The 19,564-nt window shown below is 39.9% G+C and carries 14 protein-coding genes; 13 read left to right on the top strand and 1 reads right to left on the bottom strand.

The annotated features are described in order from the left end of the window. Window positions 1-14: 14 nt before the first annotated feature. The 6 genes from A9P82_RS13700 (at window position 15) to A9P82_RS13725 (ending at window position 6,705) form a co-directional block, all read left to right on the top strand. Window positions 15-371 carry a BlaI/MecI/CopY family transcriptional regulator gene (locus A9P82_RS13700; RefSeq protein ID WP_066208743.1) on the top strand — a complete coding sequence of 119 codons (357 nt, stop codon included), beginning with the start codon at window positions 15-17 and terminating at the stop codon, window positions 369-371. A gap of 78 nt (window positions 372-449) precedes the next feature. Further along, complete coding sequence (locus A9P82_RS13705; protein ID WP_197492182.1) at window positions 450-2,438, top strand: M56 family metallopeptidase; 1,989 nt, start codon at window positions 450-452, stop codon at window positions 2,436-2,438. 163 nt (window positions 2,439-2,601) lie between these two features. Beyond that, the gene (locus A9P82_RS13710) at window positions 2,602-3,843 is read left to right on the top strand and encodes an OmpA family protein (RefSeq protein ID WP_066208747.1); all 1,242 of its coding nucleotides are present in this window, start codon (window positions 2,602-2,604) and stop codon (window positions 3,841-3,843) included. Between the two features lie 166 nt (window positions 3,844-4,009). After that, entirely contained in the window at window positions 4,010-4,864 is an 855-nt protein-coding gene (locus A9P82_RS13715; protein ID WP_066208748.1) for a LiaF transmembrane domain-containing protein, read from the top strand. Window positions 4,865-4,886: 22 nt separating this feature from the next. Continuing rightward, window positions 4,887-5,954, top strand: a complete 1,068-nt coding sequence (locus A9P82_RS13720) for a sensor histidine kinase (protein WP_066208749.1) — start codon at window positions 4,887-4,889, stop codon at window positions 5,952-5,954. Window positions 5,955-5,979: 25 nt separating this feature from the next. Next, the gene (locus tag A9P82_RS13725; RefSeq protein ID WP_066208751.1) at window positions 5,980-6,705 is read left to right on the top strand and encodes a LytR/AlgR family response regulator transcription factor; all 726 of its coding nucleotides are present in this window, start codon (window positions 5,980-5,982) and stop codon (window positions 6,703-6,705) included. A 59-nt stretch (window positions 6,706-6,764) separates the two neighbouring features. On the opposite strand, the gene A9P82_RS13730 is transcribed toward A9P82_RS13725, so the two are convergent. After that, window positions 6,765-7,637 carry a helix-turn-helix domain-containing protein gene (locus A9P82_RS13730; RefSeq protein WP_066208752.1) on the bottom strand — a complete coding sequence of 291 codons (873 nt, stop codon included), beginning with the start codon at window positions 7,635-7,637 and terminating at the stop codon, window positions 6,765-6,767. 236 nt (window positions 7,638-7,873) lie between these two features. Between A9P82_RS13730 and A9P82_RS13735 the strand changes: the two genes are divergently transcribed. From A9P82_RS13735 to A9P82_RS13765, 7 genes are all read left to right on the top strand, one after another. Beyond that, window positions 7,874-8,821, top strand: coding sequence for a glycoside hydrolase family 5 protein (locus A9P82_RS13735; protein WP_197492183.1), 948 nt, complete (start codon window positions 7,874-7,876; stop codon window positions 8,819-8,821). Window positions 8,822-9,034: 213 nt separating this feature from the next. Next, window positions 9,035-12,220, top strand: coding sequence for a SusC/RagA family TonB-linked outer membrane protein (locus A9P82_RS13740; RefSeq protein ID WP_066208756.1), 3,186 nt, complete (start codon window positions 9,035-9,037; stop codon window positions 12,218-12,220). 111 nt (window positions 12,221-12,331) lie between these two features. Next, entirely contained in the window at window positions 12,332-13,990 is a 1,659-nt protein-coding gene (locus A9P82_RS13745; RefSeq protein WP_066208758.1) for a RagB/SusD family nutrient uptake outer membrane protein, read from the top strand. 108 nt (window positions 13,991-14,098) lie between these two features. Then, a complete protein-coding gene (locus A9P82_RS13750) occupies window positions 14,099-15,367 on the top strand; it encodes a hypothetical protein (RefSeq protein ID WP_066208760.1) in 1,269 nt (422 codons plus the stop codon). Between the two features lie 109 nt (window positions 15,368-15,476). After that, window positions 15,477-16,616, top strand: coding sequence for a glycoside hydrolase family 26 protein (locus tag A9P82_RS13755; protein WP_066208762.1), 1,140 nt, complete (start codon window positions 15,477-15,479; stop codon window positions 16,614-16,616). 23 nt (window positions 16,617-16,639) lie between these two features. Next, entirely contained in the window at window positions 16,640-18,487 is a 1,848-nt protein-coding gene (locus A9P82_RS13760) for a sodium:solute symporter family protein (protein WP_066208764.1), read from the top strand. A gap of 10 nt (window positions 18,488-18,497) precedes the next feature. After that, complete coding sequence (locus A9P82_RS13765; protein ID WP_066208766.1) at window positions 18,498-19,559, top strand: SGNH/GDSL hydrolase family protein; 1,062 nt, start codon at window positions 18,498-18,500, stop codon at window positions 19,557-19,559. Window positions 19,560-19,564 lie beyond the last annotated feature (5 nt).

The following is a 19,564-nucleotide window of genomic DNA, read 5'->3' on the forward strand; positions in this document are numbered from 1 at the left end:
AAAATTTAAGTAAAATGAAAACATTAACTCGTGCCGAAGAGCAGATTATGAAAGCCGTTTGGGACGTTAATCAAGGTTTTTTAAAAGATATTATTGACGCGTTGCCCGAACCTAAACCTCACACCAATACCGTTGCTACTATTCTTAAAATTTTAATCGAAAAAGAATTTGTAAGTTACGAGGTATTTAGTCGTGCACACAGATATTATCCTTTGGTTTCCCGCGAAGAATATTCCAAAGGTTCGCTCAACAATTTTGTAAGCAATTATTTCAAAGGTTCGTACAAAGAAGCCGTTTCGTTCCTTGTAAAAGAAAAAGAACTGAGCGTAAAAGACCTCGAACTGTTGCTCAAGCAACTGAAGAAAAAATAATCCCGGCTCCGTAGGAGCCTTATTTTCTTACATATTAAAGCGGATGTTATGCACGCACTTATCGTTTATTTAATAAAAATGATAGTATGCTCCGCATTGTTTTTCGCATACTATTTACTGGCGCTGCGCAACAAAAGTTTCCATCCGTACAACAGGTTTTATCTGCTCGTTGCAGCCTCATTTAGTTGTTTATTGCCTTTATTGCACATCAGTATGTTTGATATGCAAAGCAATAATGCAAAGATGCTGGAGCTGATGCAACTGATGTATGGCGGAGCTTTGCCCGATGTTACGGTGGGCGCAGAAACGGCACATATTGACTGGGGACAAATTGTACTTTTTGCATCACTTGCGGTAACGGCTGTATTGCTGGCGCTGGTAGTAATCAGGGTAATAAAAATTTACCAGTTAAAAAAGTCGTTTCCAATTACAAAGCTGGACGAAATCGACTTCATTAATACTGATGTTGAAAACGCGCCATTTTCTTTCATGCACAATTTATTCTGGCGCGAGGATATTGAACTGGACGATGCAATCGGAACACAGATTTATCATCACGAAATGGCGCACATCACGCAGAAACATTCGTGGGACAAACTGTTTTTTCAAATACTGACGGCAGTCTTTTGGATGAATCCTTTTTTCTATCTGATGAAAAAAGAACTCTTGCTCATTCACGAATTTATTGCCGATGAAAAAGCCGTGAAAGACAGAGACGGCGAGGCTTTTGCGCAAATGCTTTTGCGAACGCAGTTTGGTAAATTTGCCTTCGAACCGGCGCATCCGTTGTTTTATTCTACCATCAAAAAGCGGTTAATGATGATAACCAATTCCAAAAAACCGAAATACAGTTATCTCCGCAGATTAATGATTTTGCCGGTGCTTGGTTGTGTAACATTTCTGCTGGCGTTTCGTGCGCATCGTATGGAAATAAAACAGCAAAGTGAAGCGATTGACGGCATGATTACTTTGTTGAAATCGCAGGATTCCGTTCAGCAGAAAATGGATACAGTCAATGTAAAATTGGTTACAGATAAAAAGTTGAATGAGAAAAAAACGCATAAGGATACAATCATCATTACTTCGGATACTTTTTCTTTCAAGCCTTTGAAAAGTACGTTCTCTTCGTTACGCTTATCGGGCGGCGAGCCGTTGTATGTGGTTAATGGTATTCCTGCAAAAAATAAGGCAGATGTGGATGCTCTTGCACCGAAAAGCATTGAATCGGTTTCTGTACTGAAAAATGCTTCTGCCAAAGCGATTTACGGTAGCAAGGCAGATAATGGTGTGGTGTTCGTTACTACAAAAACAGGCATTACACATAAAAAAGATTCGAGCAGGCATCTCTATGTTTATCGTGGAATCGCTGATGGGAGTCCGCTTATCTTTATTGATGATAAAAAAGCCAATGAGGGGGAAATGAGAAATTTAGCTCCATCCGACATATCATCTATTTCGATTTTGAAAGATGCTGCGGCAACTATTAAATACGGCGCTGATGCGCGAAACGGTGTAATATTAATTACTACCAAAGACTCTTTACCTAAAACTAAAATTACCATCGAGCCGATAACTGTAAACGGAGTGCCGATTCAGGGAAAAGTTTCGAGCGTTAAGGTAACAGCTATCGGAAAAAGGCAGGCAAGCGGCAATACATTTATACCGGACAGTTCAGACCTGAAAGAAGTAACGGTCATTGGTTATGCTTCGCCAAAGAAAAAGCCAAACTATGGCGACAAAGAATTTACCTCTGTCCAGGTAGAACCTGTTTTTCCGGGCGGAGAATCTGCGTGGTCAAGATATTTAAGAATGAACCTTCGAGAAAATATTCCTTCCGATAATGGCGCACCTCCGGGAACTTATCCTATAACTGTTTCGTTCTTGGTTGACCGGGACGGCTATGTTTCGGAAGTGAAAGCAGTCAATGTTCCGAAACATGACTACGGTGCTGCGGCGGAAGCCGTGCGTGTAGTGGCGCAAAGCGGTAAGTGGACACCCGCTTATCAAAATCATAGAGCGGTTACTTACCGCATGAAACAGAAAATCACATTTTCTATTTCAGAATAAATAAAATGAAAAATAAAAAACAGAGGGCAACGCTTGGATAACCGGGCATTGCCCTCTGTTATAAAATTAATATATTAGGGAATGATTGCGTTTGGCTTACTTTTTGAATTAAATTTGTTTTTAATTTAAAAAATCTTCATCACAATCCCTAAAAAACAAAACTATGAGTACTTCTATTTTGGATTATGCAAAAGAGTTGCTGGGCGGCAATTTCGCTCAGGCAGCAGCAGAAAAACTCGGAGAAACTCCCGACGGTATTTCTAAAGCGATATCGGCAATTGTACCAACTATATTCGGCGGTATCGGCAACAAAATTTCCAACGACCCTTCTTTTCTTACAACGGTCGTAAGTGAAGCCAGGAACATTTTTACCAATCATTCATTGAGCGATTTAGGCAGCTTATTTGGTTCAGGAACTTCAAGTACAGAAGGAACTCAAGCCGGTTCTTTTTTGTTCGATATTTTCGGCGGCGGTTTACACGGTATTATTGAAAAAATATCTTCTTTCGCAGGTATTAAAAGCAGCAGCACACGACAATTGTTTGATACATCGGGCATTGCTTCTTTGGGTAGTCTTGGAAAAAATTTGATAGAGAACAACGGAACACCAGACTCCATTGGCGAGTTTTTCAAAAGCAACAAGGCTTCGTTTCTCAGTTCCATTCCTGCAAGTTTGGGATTAAGTTCTTTATTGTCCGGCTTGCACACGCACGCGGCGGATGCAGCACACGGCGTAACATCGGCGGCAACGAGTGTCGCAAGTAGGGCAAAAAGCAGCAGTAAGTTTTTAGTTCCGTTGATTCTTGGTATTATTCTTCTGTTTTTATTAATTTGGTTGTTCAGAGGTTGTCATGGAAACGAAAATGCAATGGTTATGGCAGATACAATGCAGGAAGATACAACTGCCGTAATGCCAGCAACTGCGGTAAGAACATTGACTGCGGTTGTGTTGCCCAACGGCGATACGTTGCAGGCTTATCCCGGCGGCATTGAAGACCAATTGGTAAAATTTATCGAATCGGATGATTACAAAAATGCCACCGACAGCACACTAAAAGACAAGTGGTTTAACTTTGACGATTTGAATTTTAAATTCGGCACAACTGAGTTGGATTCGACATCTACACGCCAGTTGAACAATATTGCTGCTATTTTAAAAGCATTCCCTGATGTGAAAATGAAAATTGGCGGCTATACCGATAAGAAAGGCGATTCTACTGCTAATCTTAAACTTTCCGATAGTCGTGCCAAAGCGGTGCAAACAGCGTTGAACGCTGCGGGGGTAGGCTCGCAAGTGCCGGAAGCAACAGGTTATGGTTCTCAGTTCGCAACTGTGGCGGCAGATGCAAGTGATTCTGCACGCGCTGTGGACAGAAGGACTTCCGTTCGGTTGATTAAAAAATAAAATTCCTTTATCTTTTTTTTATTACAAAGCGGCTCATATTTGAGTCGCTTTTTTATTTTATTGAATACCAAAAATTATCGTTTACCGACCAATAATCTTCCTTTATCGAAAAAGCTTTCTATATTGGCGATGCTGCATTGTACATTTGTGTATTAAAATTTTGGATATGGAAAACGAAGACTTGAAAGTGTCGCCAAGCGATGCTTCTTCTGATAACAGATTTAATAATTTCCCTCAAAGGAGTCCTCATAATCATTGGTTTGGCGGCGTAGTTATTATCATTGTAGGTATAGTGTTGTTGTTCAACCGTATGCCGCAAACGGCAAAATATTTTCCCGACTGGCTGTTCGACTGGCCTATGATTCCGATTGTTCTTGGAATTTTTGCCGGAGCAAAGCACGGGTTCAGAGGAAGTTTCGGCTGGCTGATACCTGTTTTTATCGGGCTGTATTTTTTGTTGCAAGACCAGAATGTAATTAAAGAGCAATGGAATATTTATGCGTTGCCATTACTGTTAATTCTTGCAGGACTATTAATTTTATTGAAAAGAGGAAATCCTCGTTATGGACCATATTGCCGTCGCGATAGCCGTTTTTATGAACGCATGAAAAGGAGGCAGGAATTTTGGCAGAGCACAGGCAGGGAACGTTTTGGCGGTCATCAACAGTTTACCGATAGAAGCAGCGAAGATTATGTAGATATAAATTCCATATTCGGGAGTGCGGAAAAAACTTTGTTTACCAAAACATTCAAGGGCGGAAATATTACTTGTTCTTTTGGTGGCGGCGAACTAAATCTTTCACAGGCTGATATTGAGGAAACTGCAATATTAAATGTTACAGTTACGTTCGGTGGTGCGGAAATAACGGTTCCGGCAAACTGGACAATTCAAAACGAATTGACCGCTTTTATGGGCGGCATTGAAGATAAACGAAAACTTTCGTCGCCGGCAGTTCCGCCAAAAATATTAATTTTAAGAGGCAGTGTGTTTTGCGGCGGCGTAGAAATAAAAAATTATTGATGATTGCAACGAAACATTTCAGATGCCGGTAAAAACAAACAGAGGATGGGTTAAAGATAGTGGCGCAATTTTTCTTTTTATTATTGCTTTTGCGCAGTTTTGTTGGCTCTATCTGCGTAATTCCATTGCGCTGAAACCTGCGCTGGCAGATGTTTTGGTAAGTTATCTGTTAATGTATGGACTGTTTTTATTTATCAAATATTCGCGCCGCATTCATTTTTTTATTTATTCAAATTATGTTTCCATTGGGTTTCAAAGTTTGCTTTTAGCGTGGGTCTGGATTGGTTTGTGCAGGTACATTTTGACGCACCTTTTTGCTACGGAACAAAATTATATTGAACTCTGGAATACTACGTTTTTTCTGCGTGCTTTAATAGGCTGGATTATGCTGAGTTGCTTTACGCTTATTTATTTTTTGAGTAAAGAATTGGCGCAAACAAGAGAAACAATTACGGAAGAACAGCAAGCGGAAAAGTTAAGAAAAGATGCAGAACTTTTTAAGCTACGGCAACAATTGCACCCGCATTTTTTGTTCAACAGTTTGAATTCTATTAATGCATTGATTGGGCGCGAACCGCAGAAAGCTAGGCAAATGATACAGCAACTTTCTGATTACCTGAGAAATACGATTAAGAAAGAAGATGATAGCTTTATCTCTTTCCGGGAAGAAATGAATGACCTGCGCTTGTATCTCGCCATTGAACAAGTGCGTTTTGGGCATCGGTTGAAAATTGAAGAAAATGTAGAGCTTGATTGTGAAGATATGAAAGTGCCGCCGTTTCTCTTGCAGCCGTTGGTGGAGAATGCAATTAAATACGGATTGTACGGCACAATTGGAACTGTAACAATAATTATTACAGTTATAAAAATCGGTAAAGAATTGATATTTACCATCAGCAATCCTTACGATGCGGATGCCGTGATGACAAAAGGAACAGGCTTTGGTTTGGAATCGATTCGTCGCAGGCTGTATTTATTATTTGCAAGAAATGACCTTTTAAAAATAGAGCAGGGAATTGTTCCGAAAGAAGATGCAGATACTTTGTTGCAAACATTTACTGCTACGATTATTATTCCTTTGACAAAATAATTTTTTTCACGCTAAAACTATTTTTATGCGTACCATTATCATTGACGATGAACCGTTGGCCCGCTCTTTATTGACAGAGCTTTTGGAATCCGAAAAAAATATTGAAGTTATTGCTGAATGCGGCGATGGTTTTGAAGGTTTGAAAGCCATTCAGGAATTAAATCCCGATTTGATTTTTCTTGATATTCAAATGCCTAAAATAACAGGCTTTGAAATGCTTGAGCTGCTGGATAACCCGCCGCACGTGATTTTTACAACGGCTTATGACGAATATGCACTAAAAGCGTTTGACGTAAATGCGCTGGATTATTTATTAAAACCCGTGAATCCCGAAAGACTGAGCAAAGCTTTGGAAAAATTAAGTCGCCAGTCAAGCGTGGTCGAAAATTCTATCAAAGAAAAAATTCCACACTTGCCCGAGCAGGCACAAAGAATTGTAGTGAAAGTAAACGGTAATATTAAAATACTGCCATTGCCGGAAGTGTTTTATTTAGAGTCTGCCGATGATTATGTAAAGATTCATACGGCAGACAAATATTATCTCAAGCACCAGACTATGAGTCGCTTTGAAGACCAATTGCCCGAGCAGCAATTTGTGCGCATTCATCGTTCTTATCTGGTCAATGTGCAGCATATTCACAAAGTGGATTTGTATGAAAAAGACCAATATTGTGTAGTGTTGAGAAACGATGTAAGATTGCCCGTAAGCCGTAGCGGCTATGCAAAATTGAAAGCGGTTTTGGGTATTTAATCCCCGTTCCCTAAAGAGGAGTTTGTGTATGATATTTATTCCCCTTCAGGGGATAGGGGCTAAATAAAAATTCTCGTTCCCGAGAAGCTTTCCCTAAATTCTTTGGGTGTGCGCCCTTTTCTTTTTTTGAAAATTCTGTTGAAGTTAGAAATGTTGTTAAACCCGCATGAATAGGCAATTTCAGCAATGCCGTGTGTGGTTGCCATCAGCATACGTGTAGCATTCCCAATGCGAATTTCATTTAGCGTATCGATGAACGTTTGCCCTGTTCTGATTTTAAAAAAACGGCTGAAACTTACTTCTGTCATATTAGCAATTTTCGCAGCTTCGGCAAGGCTTACTTCTTTGTTGAAGTTGCCGTGCAAATATTCCATCACTTTTTCCACTCTGCGGCTGTTGTAAGATATCTGGCTGTTCATATTAAAGCTGCTGCCGGAAAGCGTCGTAAGATTGCGTGAAGTGGATAGGTCGTGCAATATGGACAACAGTTCCAATACGGAATCGAACCCGGTCTTTTTTGCCAACGCAATAATGCGCGGTGCGATGCGCTCAACGGTTTCTTTTGAAAACAAAATGCCATTGAAAGATTTTTCAAACATTGTGCGCAAATAGCTCAGTTGCTTTTTCTGTAAAAATTTATCGTCCAGCAAATCGCGATGGAATTGTATGGTAACTTCATGAATGTCTTTGCTTGTACATTTCTCCGTAAACCATGCGTGAGGCAAATTTGGTCCCACAAACACAAGTTCCACATCGTCAATTAAATCAATATGGTCGCCCACTACACGCTTTGCATTTTTCCCGTTAAGAATAAGATTTAATTCAAATTCTTCGTGGCTGTGCAAAGGAAAATCAAATTTGGTTTTGTGCCTTGTTGCCAGTGTAAAACAATCGTTCGGCGTAAGCGTGGTTATTTCCCGAAAAATCTCCATGAGGCTTTTTTATGATACAAAAATATAGAATTATGTTTATTTATATTCAATAATTTAATAAAAAAGTATTATTACTTACTAAACCATATCATCTTTTATAATGCCTAATAAAAAAGAAAATTTTATTATTCATTATTATAAAATGGATTGATTATTATCATTTTTTGATAAAATAATATTATATAAATGATGTATAAAAATCTATATTTGGTTTTTCTTTCAATAAAAATATGGTTATGAAAAAACTGCTGTTTTTAGCCCTGCCGATGATGTTAATTTCGTGCGCAAATGCGCAGCAATCTGTGAAAGAATATGGATTTTTGAGTGTTAATGGAACGCAGCTTGTTGCTGAAAACGGAAACCCTGTTGCATTGCATGGCGTAAGCTTTGGCTGGCACAATTTTCATCCACGTTTTTACAACCAGAAAACGGTTGAATGGCTGGCGAAAGATTGGCACGCAATCGTTGTACGCGCGGCGATTGGCGCTGAACCGAAAGGCGGATATATTGATAATCCGAAGCAGGCGCTTAAAGCTGCGGAGGCAGTTATCAAAGGCGCGATTAAAAGTGGAATTTATGTGATTGTAGATTGGCATTCGCACAACATTAATCTCGATTCTGCTACGCAGTTTTTTACAACGATTGCCAAGAAATATCATCGCTATCCCAACATTCTTTATGAGTTGTACAACGAGCCGGATTTTGAATCGTGGAAAGAAGTAAAGAATTATGCAGAAAAATTGATAGCGACCATTCGTACTTATGACAAAAAGAATGTGATACTCGTCGGCTCTCCGCATTGGGACCAAGACCTGAATTTGCCTGCTGCAGACCCGATAAAAAATGTAACTAATGTGATGTACACATTGCATTTTTATGCAGCAACACACAAAGGCTGGTTGCGCCAGCGTGCGGATAGCGCTTTGGCAAAGGGCTTGCCGATTTTCATTTCCGAATCGGCGGGCATGGAAGCTTCCGGCGATGGAAAATTGGACATTCCCGAATGGAACAAATGGATTCATTGGGCAGATAAACGCAAACTCTCATGGGTTGTATGGTCGGTTTCGGATAAAGATGAAACTTGTTCTATGTTGGAAAAGTCTGCGAATGCTTCAGGTAACTGGGCTGAAGATGACTTAAAAGAGTCGGGTATTTATACGAAAACATTATTAAAAAAGTATTAGATTAATCGATTGTGATATTTTTTGTCTTTGATTAAGATAAAATACAGTATTTATAAGGGTCTTATGTCTTATAAGGGCATAAGATAATTGTCTAATTAAAATCTTGCTATCGATTGCAATTTTATTATTTTGTTAAAAAATAACAAGTAATAGTTTATAAAGTATTATAAATGTGATGTGCTATGCTCTATTTTTGTCCAAAACTTACAAACGATGATTAATAGAAAAGTTTACAGATTTTTTGCCTTTATCTTTTTCCTGCTGCCGGCAACTTTTGCTTTTGCTCAAACGCGTACGGTGTCCGGTAATGTGAAAGATGAAAGCGGGCAGCCGCTAAGTTTGGTTGCCATAAAAGAGGTAGGCGGTACCAGGCACGCGCTTACGGATGATAAAGGTAATTTTACAATTACGATCTCTGTAAATACCAAATTGCTGCAATTTTCTTATACGGGTAAAAAAGACGTTGTCAAAGCGATTATTGACGGACAGCTTTTGAATGTTCAAATGGAGTCCGCCGATTCAAAATTGGGGGATGTGGTTGTGATTGGTTACGGTACACAGAAAAGGGGAGATGTAAATAGTGCTGCATCATCGATTAGTGCAAAAGATATTGCAAACCTTCCGCAAGCAAGCGTGGACCAGATGATGCAAGGTAAAGCTGCCGGTGTTACTGTTACACAAAACTCCGGTCAGCCGGGAAGCGCAACATCCGTACATATTCGCGGTATCACTTCTTTTGGTGGAACGGACCCTCTATACGTAATTGACGGGGTGGAAATGTCTGGGAATGCATCAAGTGTACAATTGACTACTCCCGGAAGTTCTCAGCAAGAAACGGGTGTAAGTCCTTTAGCAATGCTGAATCCGAATGATATTGAATCTATCGACATACTGAAAGATGCGGCGGCTACTGCTATTTATGGTAGTCGCGGCGCTAATGGAGTAGTTTTCATTACTACCAAGCATGGCAGAGGAACTACAACTTTATCTTATGACGCTTTTGTAGGCTGGCAATCGCAGGGCAAATATTTAAAGATGATGAATTTGCAGCAATATGCTAATCTGGAGAATAATCTTGCTGTTGCTTATGGTCAGCAGCCTCGCGTAGAATTTGCCAATCCGGGAGCATTGGGTACAGGAACCAATTGGCAGAAAGCTATCTTTAGAAATGCTTTAGAAACAAGCCATAATATTTCTGTTGCGGGTAGCTCCAATAAAACAGATTATTATCTTTCCGGCGGATATTTTGACCAGGATGGGACAGTGCTGGGATTTAATTTCAAGCGTTATACATTTCGAGCCAGTATAAACTCTCATGTAAATAACTGGCTGAAAATGGGTGGCACTTTTGGTGCAATGCGCAGCAATCAGAATGTAGGTATGGGCGACAATACAGGTATAATTTATTACGCATTGTTAACACCGCCTGACCAACCAATCTATAATGCTGATGGTTCGTATGCCGGACCTTCGGTTTCTTCTACGGGCACAAGACAAGGGAATATAAACCCTGTTCAGCAGGCTTTGTCTCTGACCAATAATCTGATTCGAAGCGAAGTGAATGGAAGTGTGTATGCGGATATTAATTTCTTTAAAGACCTTTCTTTACATTCAGAATTAGATGGAGATTTCAATTGGGCGGATAACTATACTTTTAATCCCACTTACAACTATGGAATGACCGGAACCGACCCAAACACATGGCTGACAAATAATAATGCTTCATTGCAAAGGATGCTGAGCAATAGTACTTACTGGAGCTGGAAAGAATATTTCAATTACAATCATACATGGGGAAAAAGTAGTGTGAATGCAATAGCAGGGCACGAAGTATGGGAAAGCGACTGGGACCAATTGAGTATGGGAGCAAGTGGTTTTGTTGCAGGCAATGATTTAAAGAGTATTCAGCTTGCTGCTACGCAAAATCCTGCTTCGGAAACAGAGTCTCCTTCAGTAATGGAATCTTTTCTGGCACGTGTAATTTATACTTATGGCAATAAGTACAGCATTACTGCTAACATTCGCAGAGATAAATCATCAAATTTTTATGAAGGGAATAACGTAGGTTATTTTCCCGGTGTAGCAGTTTCCTGGAAAATATCGAATGAGTCATTTATGAATAATACTAAAAATGTATTGAGTACTCTGAAACTTCGTTTGAGTTATGGCACAAACGGAAATTCGAGTGTCCCGGCTTATGCTTACGGATCGGTGCTGAATGCAAGAGTAGTAGCGTCAGGAACCGGTTTTGTAGTGGCAAATGTTGCTAATCCAAATTTAAAATGGGAGACAGCCGTTCAGTCAAATGGGGGCTTGGATTTCGGGCTTTTAAATGAACGAATTTCCGGTAGCTTTGATTATTATGTCAAAACTGCTAAAAACTTTTTGTTCCACCAGCCTTTGCCGGCATTTCTCGTAGGCGGACCAAATGATTACGGAGACGCGACCGCGGTAATTTCCGCACCTTATGTTAATGCGGGTAATATTCGCAACACGGGATTTGATATTAGTATCAACAGCAAGAATATTATGCATAAAGATTTCCAATGGAATACACTTCTCACATTCTCTCATTACAATAATAAAGTAATGTCGTTGAATGGTGCACCTGCTATCAACCAGTCCCTGACTTTGGCTTATGTAACCTTGTCTAATATTACAAAAACAGTAGTAGGTATGCCGGTAGGCGAGTTTTATGGTTATAAAGTAAAAGGTATTATTAATTCGGAATCGGACTTACAATACTTGGCTGCACACCCACAAAATGTTACGGGTACGGCGCAAGTAGTTACCAGTGACCGTACAAATCCTAACCATGTTTGGTATGGAGACCTTGAATATCAGGGCAATAATGACGGAGCACCCAATACGCAATATGCTTTGGGAAGTCCTAACCCCGATTTTACGTACGGATTGACCAATACATTTGATTACAAAGATTTTGAACTGAGCGTATTTCTCTACGGCTCCCAAGGAGGGAAAATACTGAATGCTTTGGCAGTAAGAACAATGGGTTTATCGGATTTATATTTGAATCAGTCTGCATCCGCCGCCAATTTTTGGACACCGCAAAATACGCATACAGATGTTCCTGCACCTTATCCGGGACTCGGTAATGCCAATCTTGTAATGTCTGACAGATGGCTGGAAAGTGCATCATTCCTGCGATTCCAAAATGTACGTTTAGGATATAATCTTCCGAACAACTGGGCAAAGCGCATAGCCATGAAAAGTTTGAAAGCGTATATAAGTGCTCAAAATTTATTTGTGATTACAGGTTATTCAGGTCTTGACCCTGAAGTAGGATCTCACAATCAGGACCCGACCATGCAGAATATTGATTTGGGTAGATATCCTTCGCCGAGAGTGTTCACATTTGGTATTAATGCACAGTTTTAATTTTTATAACTAATAATATTATGAAATGAGCCATAAAAATCTTGCATACAAAAGCGATGATGATTTTGGCAAATTCCATTTGGCAATTCAAAAAACATAAAAAATATACAGATGAAGCTACAAATAAAAAATATTGCAAGTCTTGCATTGATTACAAGTTGGCTTTTAGCAGGATGCAGCAAAAGCTTTTTTGACCGCGTACCGGGAACTTCTGTTACAACAGGTTCTTATTATCAGACTGCGGACCAATTGGCTGCAGCCACTACTCCTCTATACGGTACGCCATGGTTTGGTTGGAACAACAAATGTGGTTGGTCGCTTACCGAAATTTCAGGTGGTAACCTTCGTTCATGGTCATCCGATGTGGCGCCTTTCGGCACAATGCCGGTATCATCGGACAATCCTGAATTGCGTACATTGTGGAACTCTCCTTTCACGGTAGTTGCTCAATGCAATGCTTTAATTACCAATATTAGTACTGCCAATACTTCTGCTATTGCGCAAAACGCTATCAACAACGCTTTGGGCGAAGCACACCTGATGCGTGCTGTAGCTTACTTTTACTTAGTAAGGTCGTTTGGGAATGTTCCTTTGATAGAAAACCCATCGGATAATATCGATGATTTTCAAAATGTACCTACACGTTCCATTCCTGACGTATATAAATTTATTGTAAGAGACCTGAAATTTGCTGAGGCTAATTGTACGCCAAATGTTGCGGCAACCGGACACGGTTCGAGTGGTTCGGCGTCAGCGATGCTGGCAAAGGTTTATCTGTATATGCAGAATTACGATAGTGCAAGAATAGAAGCCGAGAAAGTAATCAATAGTGGCGAATTTTCATTATTGCCAAACTTTGGTGACCTCTTTATTACAAATAATAACAATAATAAAGAATCCATTTTGGCAATGCAATGGACACCGCATGGACCGGGGACGGGTTACGATTATGGCAATTCTATACAAGCATCATGGGCGTATAGTAGTTCCATAACACAAACCGGCGACGGTTACGGCTCTGCTGCGCCAACCATCGATTTGGTTAAAGCTTTTGAAGCAGAAGGAGGAGACACGGTACGCAGGCATTTTACTATTATGTTGCCGGGAGAGCATTATGCGGAGCTGGATGTAAACAATGGCGGATATACATTGCCGTTAAATGCAAGTTCGCAGGGAACACAGGCGCAATGTAAGAAGTATGTTATAGGTGCTCCCGGCGACCCTGACAATAGCTTAGCTCCGCCAATAGCACAAGCCGGCGGGAATAATACCTATATCATGCGCTATGCAGATATATTGCTGATTGAAGCTGAAGCAATTTTAGGGCAACAGGCAAAACCTGTAACAAGCAAAGGCATTGATACTTCAGCTGCTACTTCCGACCCTACAGCTTTGAAATATTACAATATGGTAAGAGCAAGAGCCGGTGCGCCGCAAGTAACGTCGTTTACCTATAAACAATTATTAAATGAAAGAAGACTCGAATTTGCATTGGAGCAAGATTATTGGTTTGATTTAGGTCGTATAGACGGCTTTAAGGCAACCACTACAAACAATGGAATACAATCTGCACCACATCCTGTGGCGAGAGCTATCATTGCGCAGCAGGAGAGAGGGACTTATGCAAATAATTATCCTGATAAGTCTGTTCTTTATTCATCAAAAGTTACTTTGACAGATGATAATTTTTATTGTCTGGTGCCGAGTAATGAGTCGTCTTCTGATCCGCAATTGCTGCAATCTCCTGTTCCTTATGATTTCACATGGTAAACGATAAAACTTATAAAATGAAATGAGCCATAAGAACTTTGAATATCTAAAGCGATGATTATTTTGGCGAATTCCATCTGATAATTAAAAACATTAAAAAGTAAACAGATGAAATATAAACAATTAATAGGTACCTCGTTTTTGCTGGTTGCAGCATTAATATCCTGTAACAAGAAATACGATTATATGGGCTATACGCCGGGGAAAGGTGCACCTGTTATTACAAGTGTATATACAATGAATAAAACGGTTTATTACGATACAACCGTAACAACACATCAGTCGTACGACAGCACGGGTAGCCTTACCTCAACGACAGATACAACGATTGCTAATTCTACCGCAGCTTTTGATTCTGCAACCAGTGTCGGTAGCTTGGGTAATTATTATGTCATTCATGGTTCGAACTTAGGTGCTGCTACCGGAGTGTATTTCAATGGTACGCAGGCTTATTTCAATCGTTCTTTGGGAACAGATCAAACTATTGTTGTACAGGTTCCCAGCAATACGCCTTATCGCGCTCCTTTGGCTACCGATACGCTTACGGTAACTACCTTGTACGGAACGGCAAAGTATCATTTCACGGTATTGGCTCCTGCTCCTACGATTAATGCAACAAATGGAGTTTCCGATTATGACTTTACAGCAGGGGGAATAGATACACTATACGGAGTAGGTTTTGCAAGTACCGATAATTTATTTATCAAGGGAATCAGAACTTCCATTGAATCCAATGGTATAATCGATCCAGTGCAGATTGTATCGGTAAATGATTCCATAATGGTGGTAAAATTCCCGCAAACCGATATTACGCAGGGTAATCTGGTTTTTGCTTATACTCAAACAGACGGAACAAAAGATACGTCAATATCAACAACTGTATTTAACAACATTGATAAGGCTTATCAAATTTTTACTGATGCTACACAAAATGGTTGGGGAAGTTGGTCTTGGGGTCCATTTAATGTAAGCACTTCAGTATATAAAAGCGGTAGTGCTTCCGGAGCAATGACATTTAATGGCGGAGCTTGGTGGATAGATGGATTCAGGCAAGGTGGCGGCGGCACTACTGATGGACTTGCTTACTCATCTGATTGGCAGTATCTATCATTCTGGGTAAAGGGCGGTGTAATGCAAGAAACATTGTATCTTGAATGGGGTAATTCAGGATTTGCTCAAACTCAGACCAATCCGATAACCGTTCAGCCAAATACATGGCAATTCTTTAAAATAGCCATTCCTACATTGATGTGGAATTTCGGTTCGACAAACTGGAGCGCTAATAGTTCACAATTGTTAAGTACAGTTGCATTCTTTGTGCCGGGAAATACGGTAGATGAGACATTTTATTTTGATAATGTAATGCTGATAAAATAATAGAGTTGCTTATTTGCCTACATAGAAAATATACTCTGCAAAGCCATATAAGCTTTGCAGAGTTTTTAATTATCTTACGAAAATTGCGTAAGAACAAAATATTTTCACGATGAGAAAGCAATATATACTCGCGTTTTTTTTTGTTTTACATATTTCAACCTCATTTGCCCAAAGCAATTTTCCTTCCGATAAAAATGCAACCAAAGAAACCATTCATCTTTATCAAAATTTAAAAAATAGTTCGTTACGGGGTTTTCTTTTCGGGCATCAAGATGATTTGGCGTATGGTATTCATTGGAAATATCAGAAAGACAGCAGTGATGTAAAAAGCATCACCGGCGATTATCCGGGGCTTTTCGGTTGTGATTTAAGCGGACTTGAAAGCGACCATGATAAAGATATTGACGGAAACCCTTTTTCGCTTGTAAAAAGTTGTGTGGAGTGGGCTTATGCGAAAGGCGGTGTTATTACTTTCAGTTGGCATTCGCCAAGTCCCTTAGGCAATGGCAAAACGGCGTGGGATACCACGCATGGAACGGTGGAGAGCATTTTGCCCGGCGGCATCAATCATGTCTTATATCAAACTTGGTTGGATAAAGTTGCGGCATTTTTAAATTCTTTGAAAGGTGCGCACGGCGAAGCAATTCCTATTCTATACAGACCGTTTCATGAGTTTTCCGGCAACTGGTTTTGGTGGTGCGCCAATACTTGCAGCACAGCCGACTTTAAAAAATTGTGGCGTTATCAAATTCATTATTTGCGCGATATAAAACATTTGCACAATTTGCTCATTGTATATAATCCTTCGGATAATTTTAAAGATGCAAACGGATTTCTCGAACGTTACCCCGGAGATGATGTAGTGGATGTGCTGAGCTTGGATTCTTATCAATCAGCAGATGCGGCAACCAGCGATGTGTTTGAAAAGAATTTGGATAATTGTTTATCCGTAATAGAAAAAATTGCCGGCGACAAAGGAAAACTATTCGCGTTAGCGGAAACCGGTTATGAGCGTATTCCGTACAAAACATGGTGGACGGAAAAGCTGATGAAAGGCATTAATCAACATAAAATCGCGTATTTGCTTGTGTGGCGAAATGCCGGCGAAATAGGCACTCCGGAGCATCCGCACATTCATTATTACGTACCATTTAAAGGCGATATGTCCGCAGAAGATTTTGTAAAATTTTACAAGCAAAAGAATACTTTCTTCTTAAAAGATGCGGCAAAAGAAAATTTATATAAATAAAAAGCATAGGTGTAAAACTCGCAGTGAAGTTACAGCTCATAGATATTATTATTATTTTGGCTTATTTGCTCAGCATGCTGGTTATCGGATGGACACTGCGCAAGCGTGCGCGGCTGAATAAAGAAAACTATTTGCTCGGCGGAAAATCATTGCCTTGGTATATGCTTGGTTTAAGTAATGCAGGCGATATGTTTGATATTTCGGGTACGATGTGGCTCGTGAGTCTGTGTTTTGTGTACGGTATGAAAAGCATCTGGATTCCCTGGTTGTGGCCCGTATTTAATCAGGTATTTATGATGATGTATTTGTCAAAATGGCTGCGCAGGTCAAATGCTACAACAGGCGCGGAATGGCTCGAAACGCGCTTTGGAAAAGAAGGCACGGGCGTTCGCGCATCGCACAATATTGTAGTTGTATTTGCATTGTTAAGTTGTTTGGGTTTTATGGCTTACGGTTTTGTGGGATTGGGAAAATTTGTGGAAATTTTTGTTCCTTGGAAGTACGTTGCGCCTTATGTTCCGTTTCATGTTTCAGCGGAATATGTGCCGCATTTTTATGGTGTGGTATTTACTTTGTTCGCCATGTTCTATGCGGTAATTGGCGGAATGCACAGCATTGTTTTGGGCGATGTTATCAAATATGCAATTATGACTATTGCTTGTGTAAGCGTTGGCGTGATTGCAATGATTCATTTAAAAGGACAACAAGTGAATGTGCCGAAAGGTTGGATAAATCCTTTCTTTGGATGGCGCTTAAACCTTGACTGGACGGGCATTACAGCCGATGCAAATAAAAAAATACAAAGCGACGATTATTCGTTATTCGGTTTGTTTTTTATGATGATGTTGTTCAAAGGCGTATTTGCAAGTCTTGCAGGTCCTGCACCTAACTATGATATGCAGAAAATTTTAAGCACGCGCTCGCCCGAAGAGGCAAGCAAGATGAGTGGTTTTGTTTCCATTATTTTAATGCCTGTAAGATATACGCTGGTAATAGGTTTAACGGTTTTGGGATTGTTGTATTTCAATCAAATTCATCCGCAAATACAAGGAACAAACGGAACAGATTTTGAAACTATTTTACCCGCAACCATTAATACATTTTTACCCGCAGGCTTAATGGGCTTGGTTTTGACGGGATTGTTCGGAGCATTTATGGGAACTTTTTCCGGTACGCTGAATGCCGCGCAGGCATACATTGTGAATGATATTTATTTGAAATATATCAACCCGGAAGCGTCAAACAAAAAAATTATTTCTATGAACTACATCGCCGGCGTTGGTGTTGTAATCATTGGCATTGGATTGGGCTGTTTTATTAAAGATGTGAATACGATTTTGCAGTGGATTGTGTCTGGCTTGTATGGCGGCTACATTGCATCCAATATGTTGAAGTGGCATTGGTGGCGTTTCAATGCACGCGGATTTTTTTGGGGAATGCTTGCCGGTATTGTTCCGGCAATTGCACTCGCAGTTTTAAAATCTTTAAATATACTGAAGGGATTGGATTTATATTATTGGATTGTGATTTTCATATTATCTCTGACAGGTTCGATTCTCGGTAGTTACACTGCTCCGCCTACGGATGAAGCGGTATTGAAATCTTTTTACAAAACCATTCGCCCCTGGGGATTTTGGAAACCTGTTCATCAAAAGGTTGTCGAAGAAGATGCCATGTTTGCGGGCAATAAAAACTTTAAACTGAATATGTTCAATGTGGTGCTTGGCATTATTGGACAATTATGTTTAACCATACTGCCGATGTATGTGGTATTGCAGATGAAATTGCCGCTGCTGATTACAATAACTATTCTTTTAGTTGTCTTATTCATCCTTAAAAAAACCTGGTGGAATAGATTGAATGAATATTAAATGAATGTGAATGAAAAAATTACTCGTTTTATTTTTATTGCTGAACCATTTTTGTTTTGCAAAAACTTTTCGTCGATTAAAATTTTTTGATGCTTCCAACAAAGCAATTCACTATGTAGGGCGAATAGATTGTAGCAATCCTGAGTTGCCGCGCTTCTGGTCGCCGGGCGTTTATTTTTATACAACATTTGTAGGTCCAGACTGTTATGTAGTTTTAAATGATGAAGTAAATTACGGTGTTATGCACAATTATATTGAAATAGTTGTGGACGGAAAGCCTCGCCGCATCATGCTTTCAGCGAAAACAGATACGGTTTGGGTGGCAAAAAATTTATCCAAAGGAAAACATACGTTGCTCGTTTGTAAAGACACGGAGTCCGGCATTGGTTATCTCGAAGTCGTGGGAATTGGTTGTAGAAAATTGGTTAACGAAAAAGATAGTTCAAAATATTTAATCGAATATTTCGGCGATTCCATTACGTGCGGCACGAGCAGCGATTTGTCGCAAACGCCTTGCGGTGCGGGACGCTGGGAAGACCAGCACAATGCGTATATGAGTTACGGTCCAACTGTGGCGCGCGCTTTAAATGCAAGATGGATTATTTCGGCAGTTTCCGGAATCGGACTAATACATAGCTGTTGCGGAATGAAAATAACGATGCCGCAGGTGTATGATAAGCTGATGCTGCGCAACGATTCTATCGAATGGAATATGAATAAAATGCAGCCTGATGTGGCAACGATTTGTTTGGGGCAGAACGACGGAATCCAAGACTCTACAAAGTTTTGCAGCGCTTATGTGAAGTTTGTAAAAACATTGCGCAGCAAATACCCGAATACGACTTTTATTTTACTCACAAGCCCGATGGCTGATGAAAATCTGAATAAAGTTTTGCGGAATTATTTATTATCTGTACAAAAAGAAATCAACAATGAAGGCGATAAAAATGTATATCATTATTTCTTTAAAAAAAGATATTATCATGGTTGCGACGGACATCCCGATGTGGACGAACATCAACAAATTGCGGCGGAGTTAGCGCCTTTTATTAAACAAATAAAACATTGGTAAATCAT

It is taken from the genome of Arachidicoccus sp. BS20 (assembly GCF_001659705.1).
Taxonomy (GTDB): domain Bacteria; phylum Bacteroidota; class Bacteroidia; order Chitinophagales; family Chitinophagaceae; genus Arachidicoccus.

Bases quoted from the DNA above. Each gene is read 5' to 3' on its own strand.
- A9P82_RS13700 (WP_066208743.1), top strand. From the start codon at position 15: ATGAAAACATTAACTCGTGCCGAAGAGCAGATTATGAAAGCCGTTTGG.
- A9P82_RS13705 (WP_197492182.1), top strand. From the start codon at position 450: ATGATAGTATGCTCCGCATTGTTTTTCGCATACTATTTACTGGCGCTG.
- A9P82_RS13710 (WP_066208747.1), top strand. From the start codon at position 2,602: ATGAGTACTTCTATTTTGGATTATGCAAAAGAGTTGCTGGGCGGCAAT.
- A9P82_RS13715 (WP_066208748.1), top strand. From the start codon at position 4,010: ATGGAAAACGAAGACTTGAAAGTGTCGCCAAGCGATGCTTCTTCTGAT.
- A9P82_RS13720 (WP_066208749.1), top strand. From the start codon at position 4,887: ATGCCGGTAAAAACAAACAGAGGATGGGTTAAAGATAGTGGCGCAATT.
- A9P82_RS13725 (WP_066208751.1), top strand. From the start codon at position 5,980: ATGCGTACCATTATCATTGACGATGAACCGTTGGCCCGCTCTTTATTG.
- A9P82_RS13730 (WP_066208752.1), bottom strand. From the start codon at position 7,637: ATGGAGATTTTTCGGGAAATAACCACGCTTACGCCGAACGATTGTTTT.
- A9P82_RS13735 (WP_197492183.1), top strand. From the start codon at position 7,874: ATGAAAAAACTGCTGTTTTTAGCCCTGCCGATGATGTTAATTTCGTGC.
- A9P82_RS13740 (WP_066208756.1), top strand. From the start codon at position 9,035: ATGATTAATAGAAAAGTTTACAGATTTTTTGCCTTTATCTTTTTCCTG.
- A9P82_RS13745 (WP_066208758.1), top strand. From the start codon at position 12,332: ATGAAGCTACAAATAAAAAATATTGCAAGTCTTGCATTGATTACAAGT.
- A9P82_RS13750 (WP_066208760.1), top strand. From the start codon at position 14,099: ATGAAATATAAACAATTAATAGGTACCTCGTTTTTGCTGGTTGCAGCA.
- A9P82_RS13755 (WP_066208762.1), top strand. From the start codon at position 15,477: ATGAGAAAGCAATATATACTCGCGTTTTTTTTTGTTTTACATATTTCA.
- A9P82_RS13765 (WP_066208766.1), top strand. From the start codon at position 18,498: ATGAAAAAATTACTCGTTTTATTTTTATTGCTGAACCATTTTTGTTTT.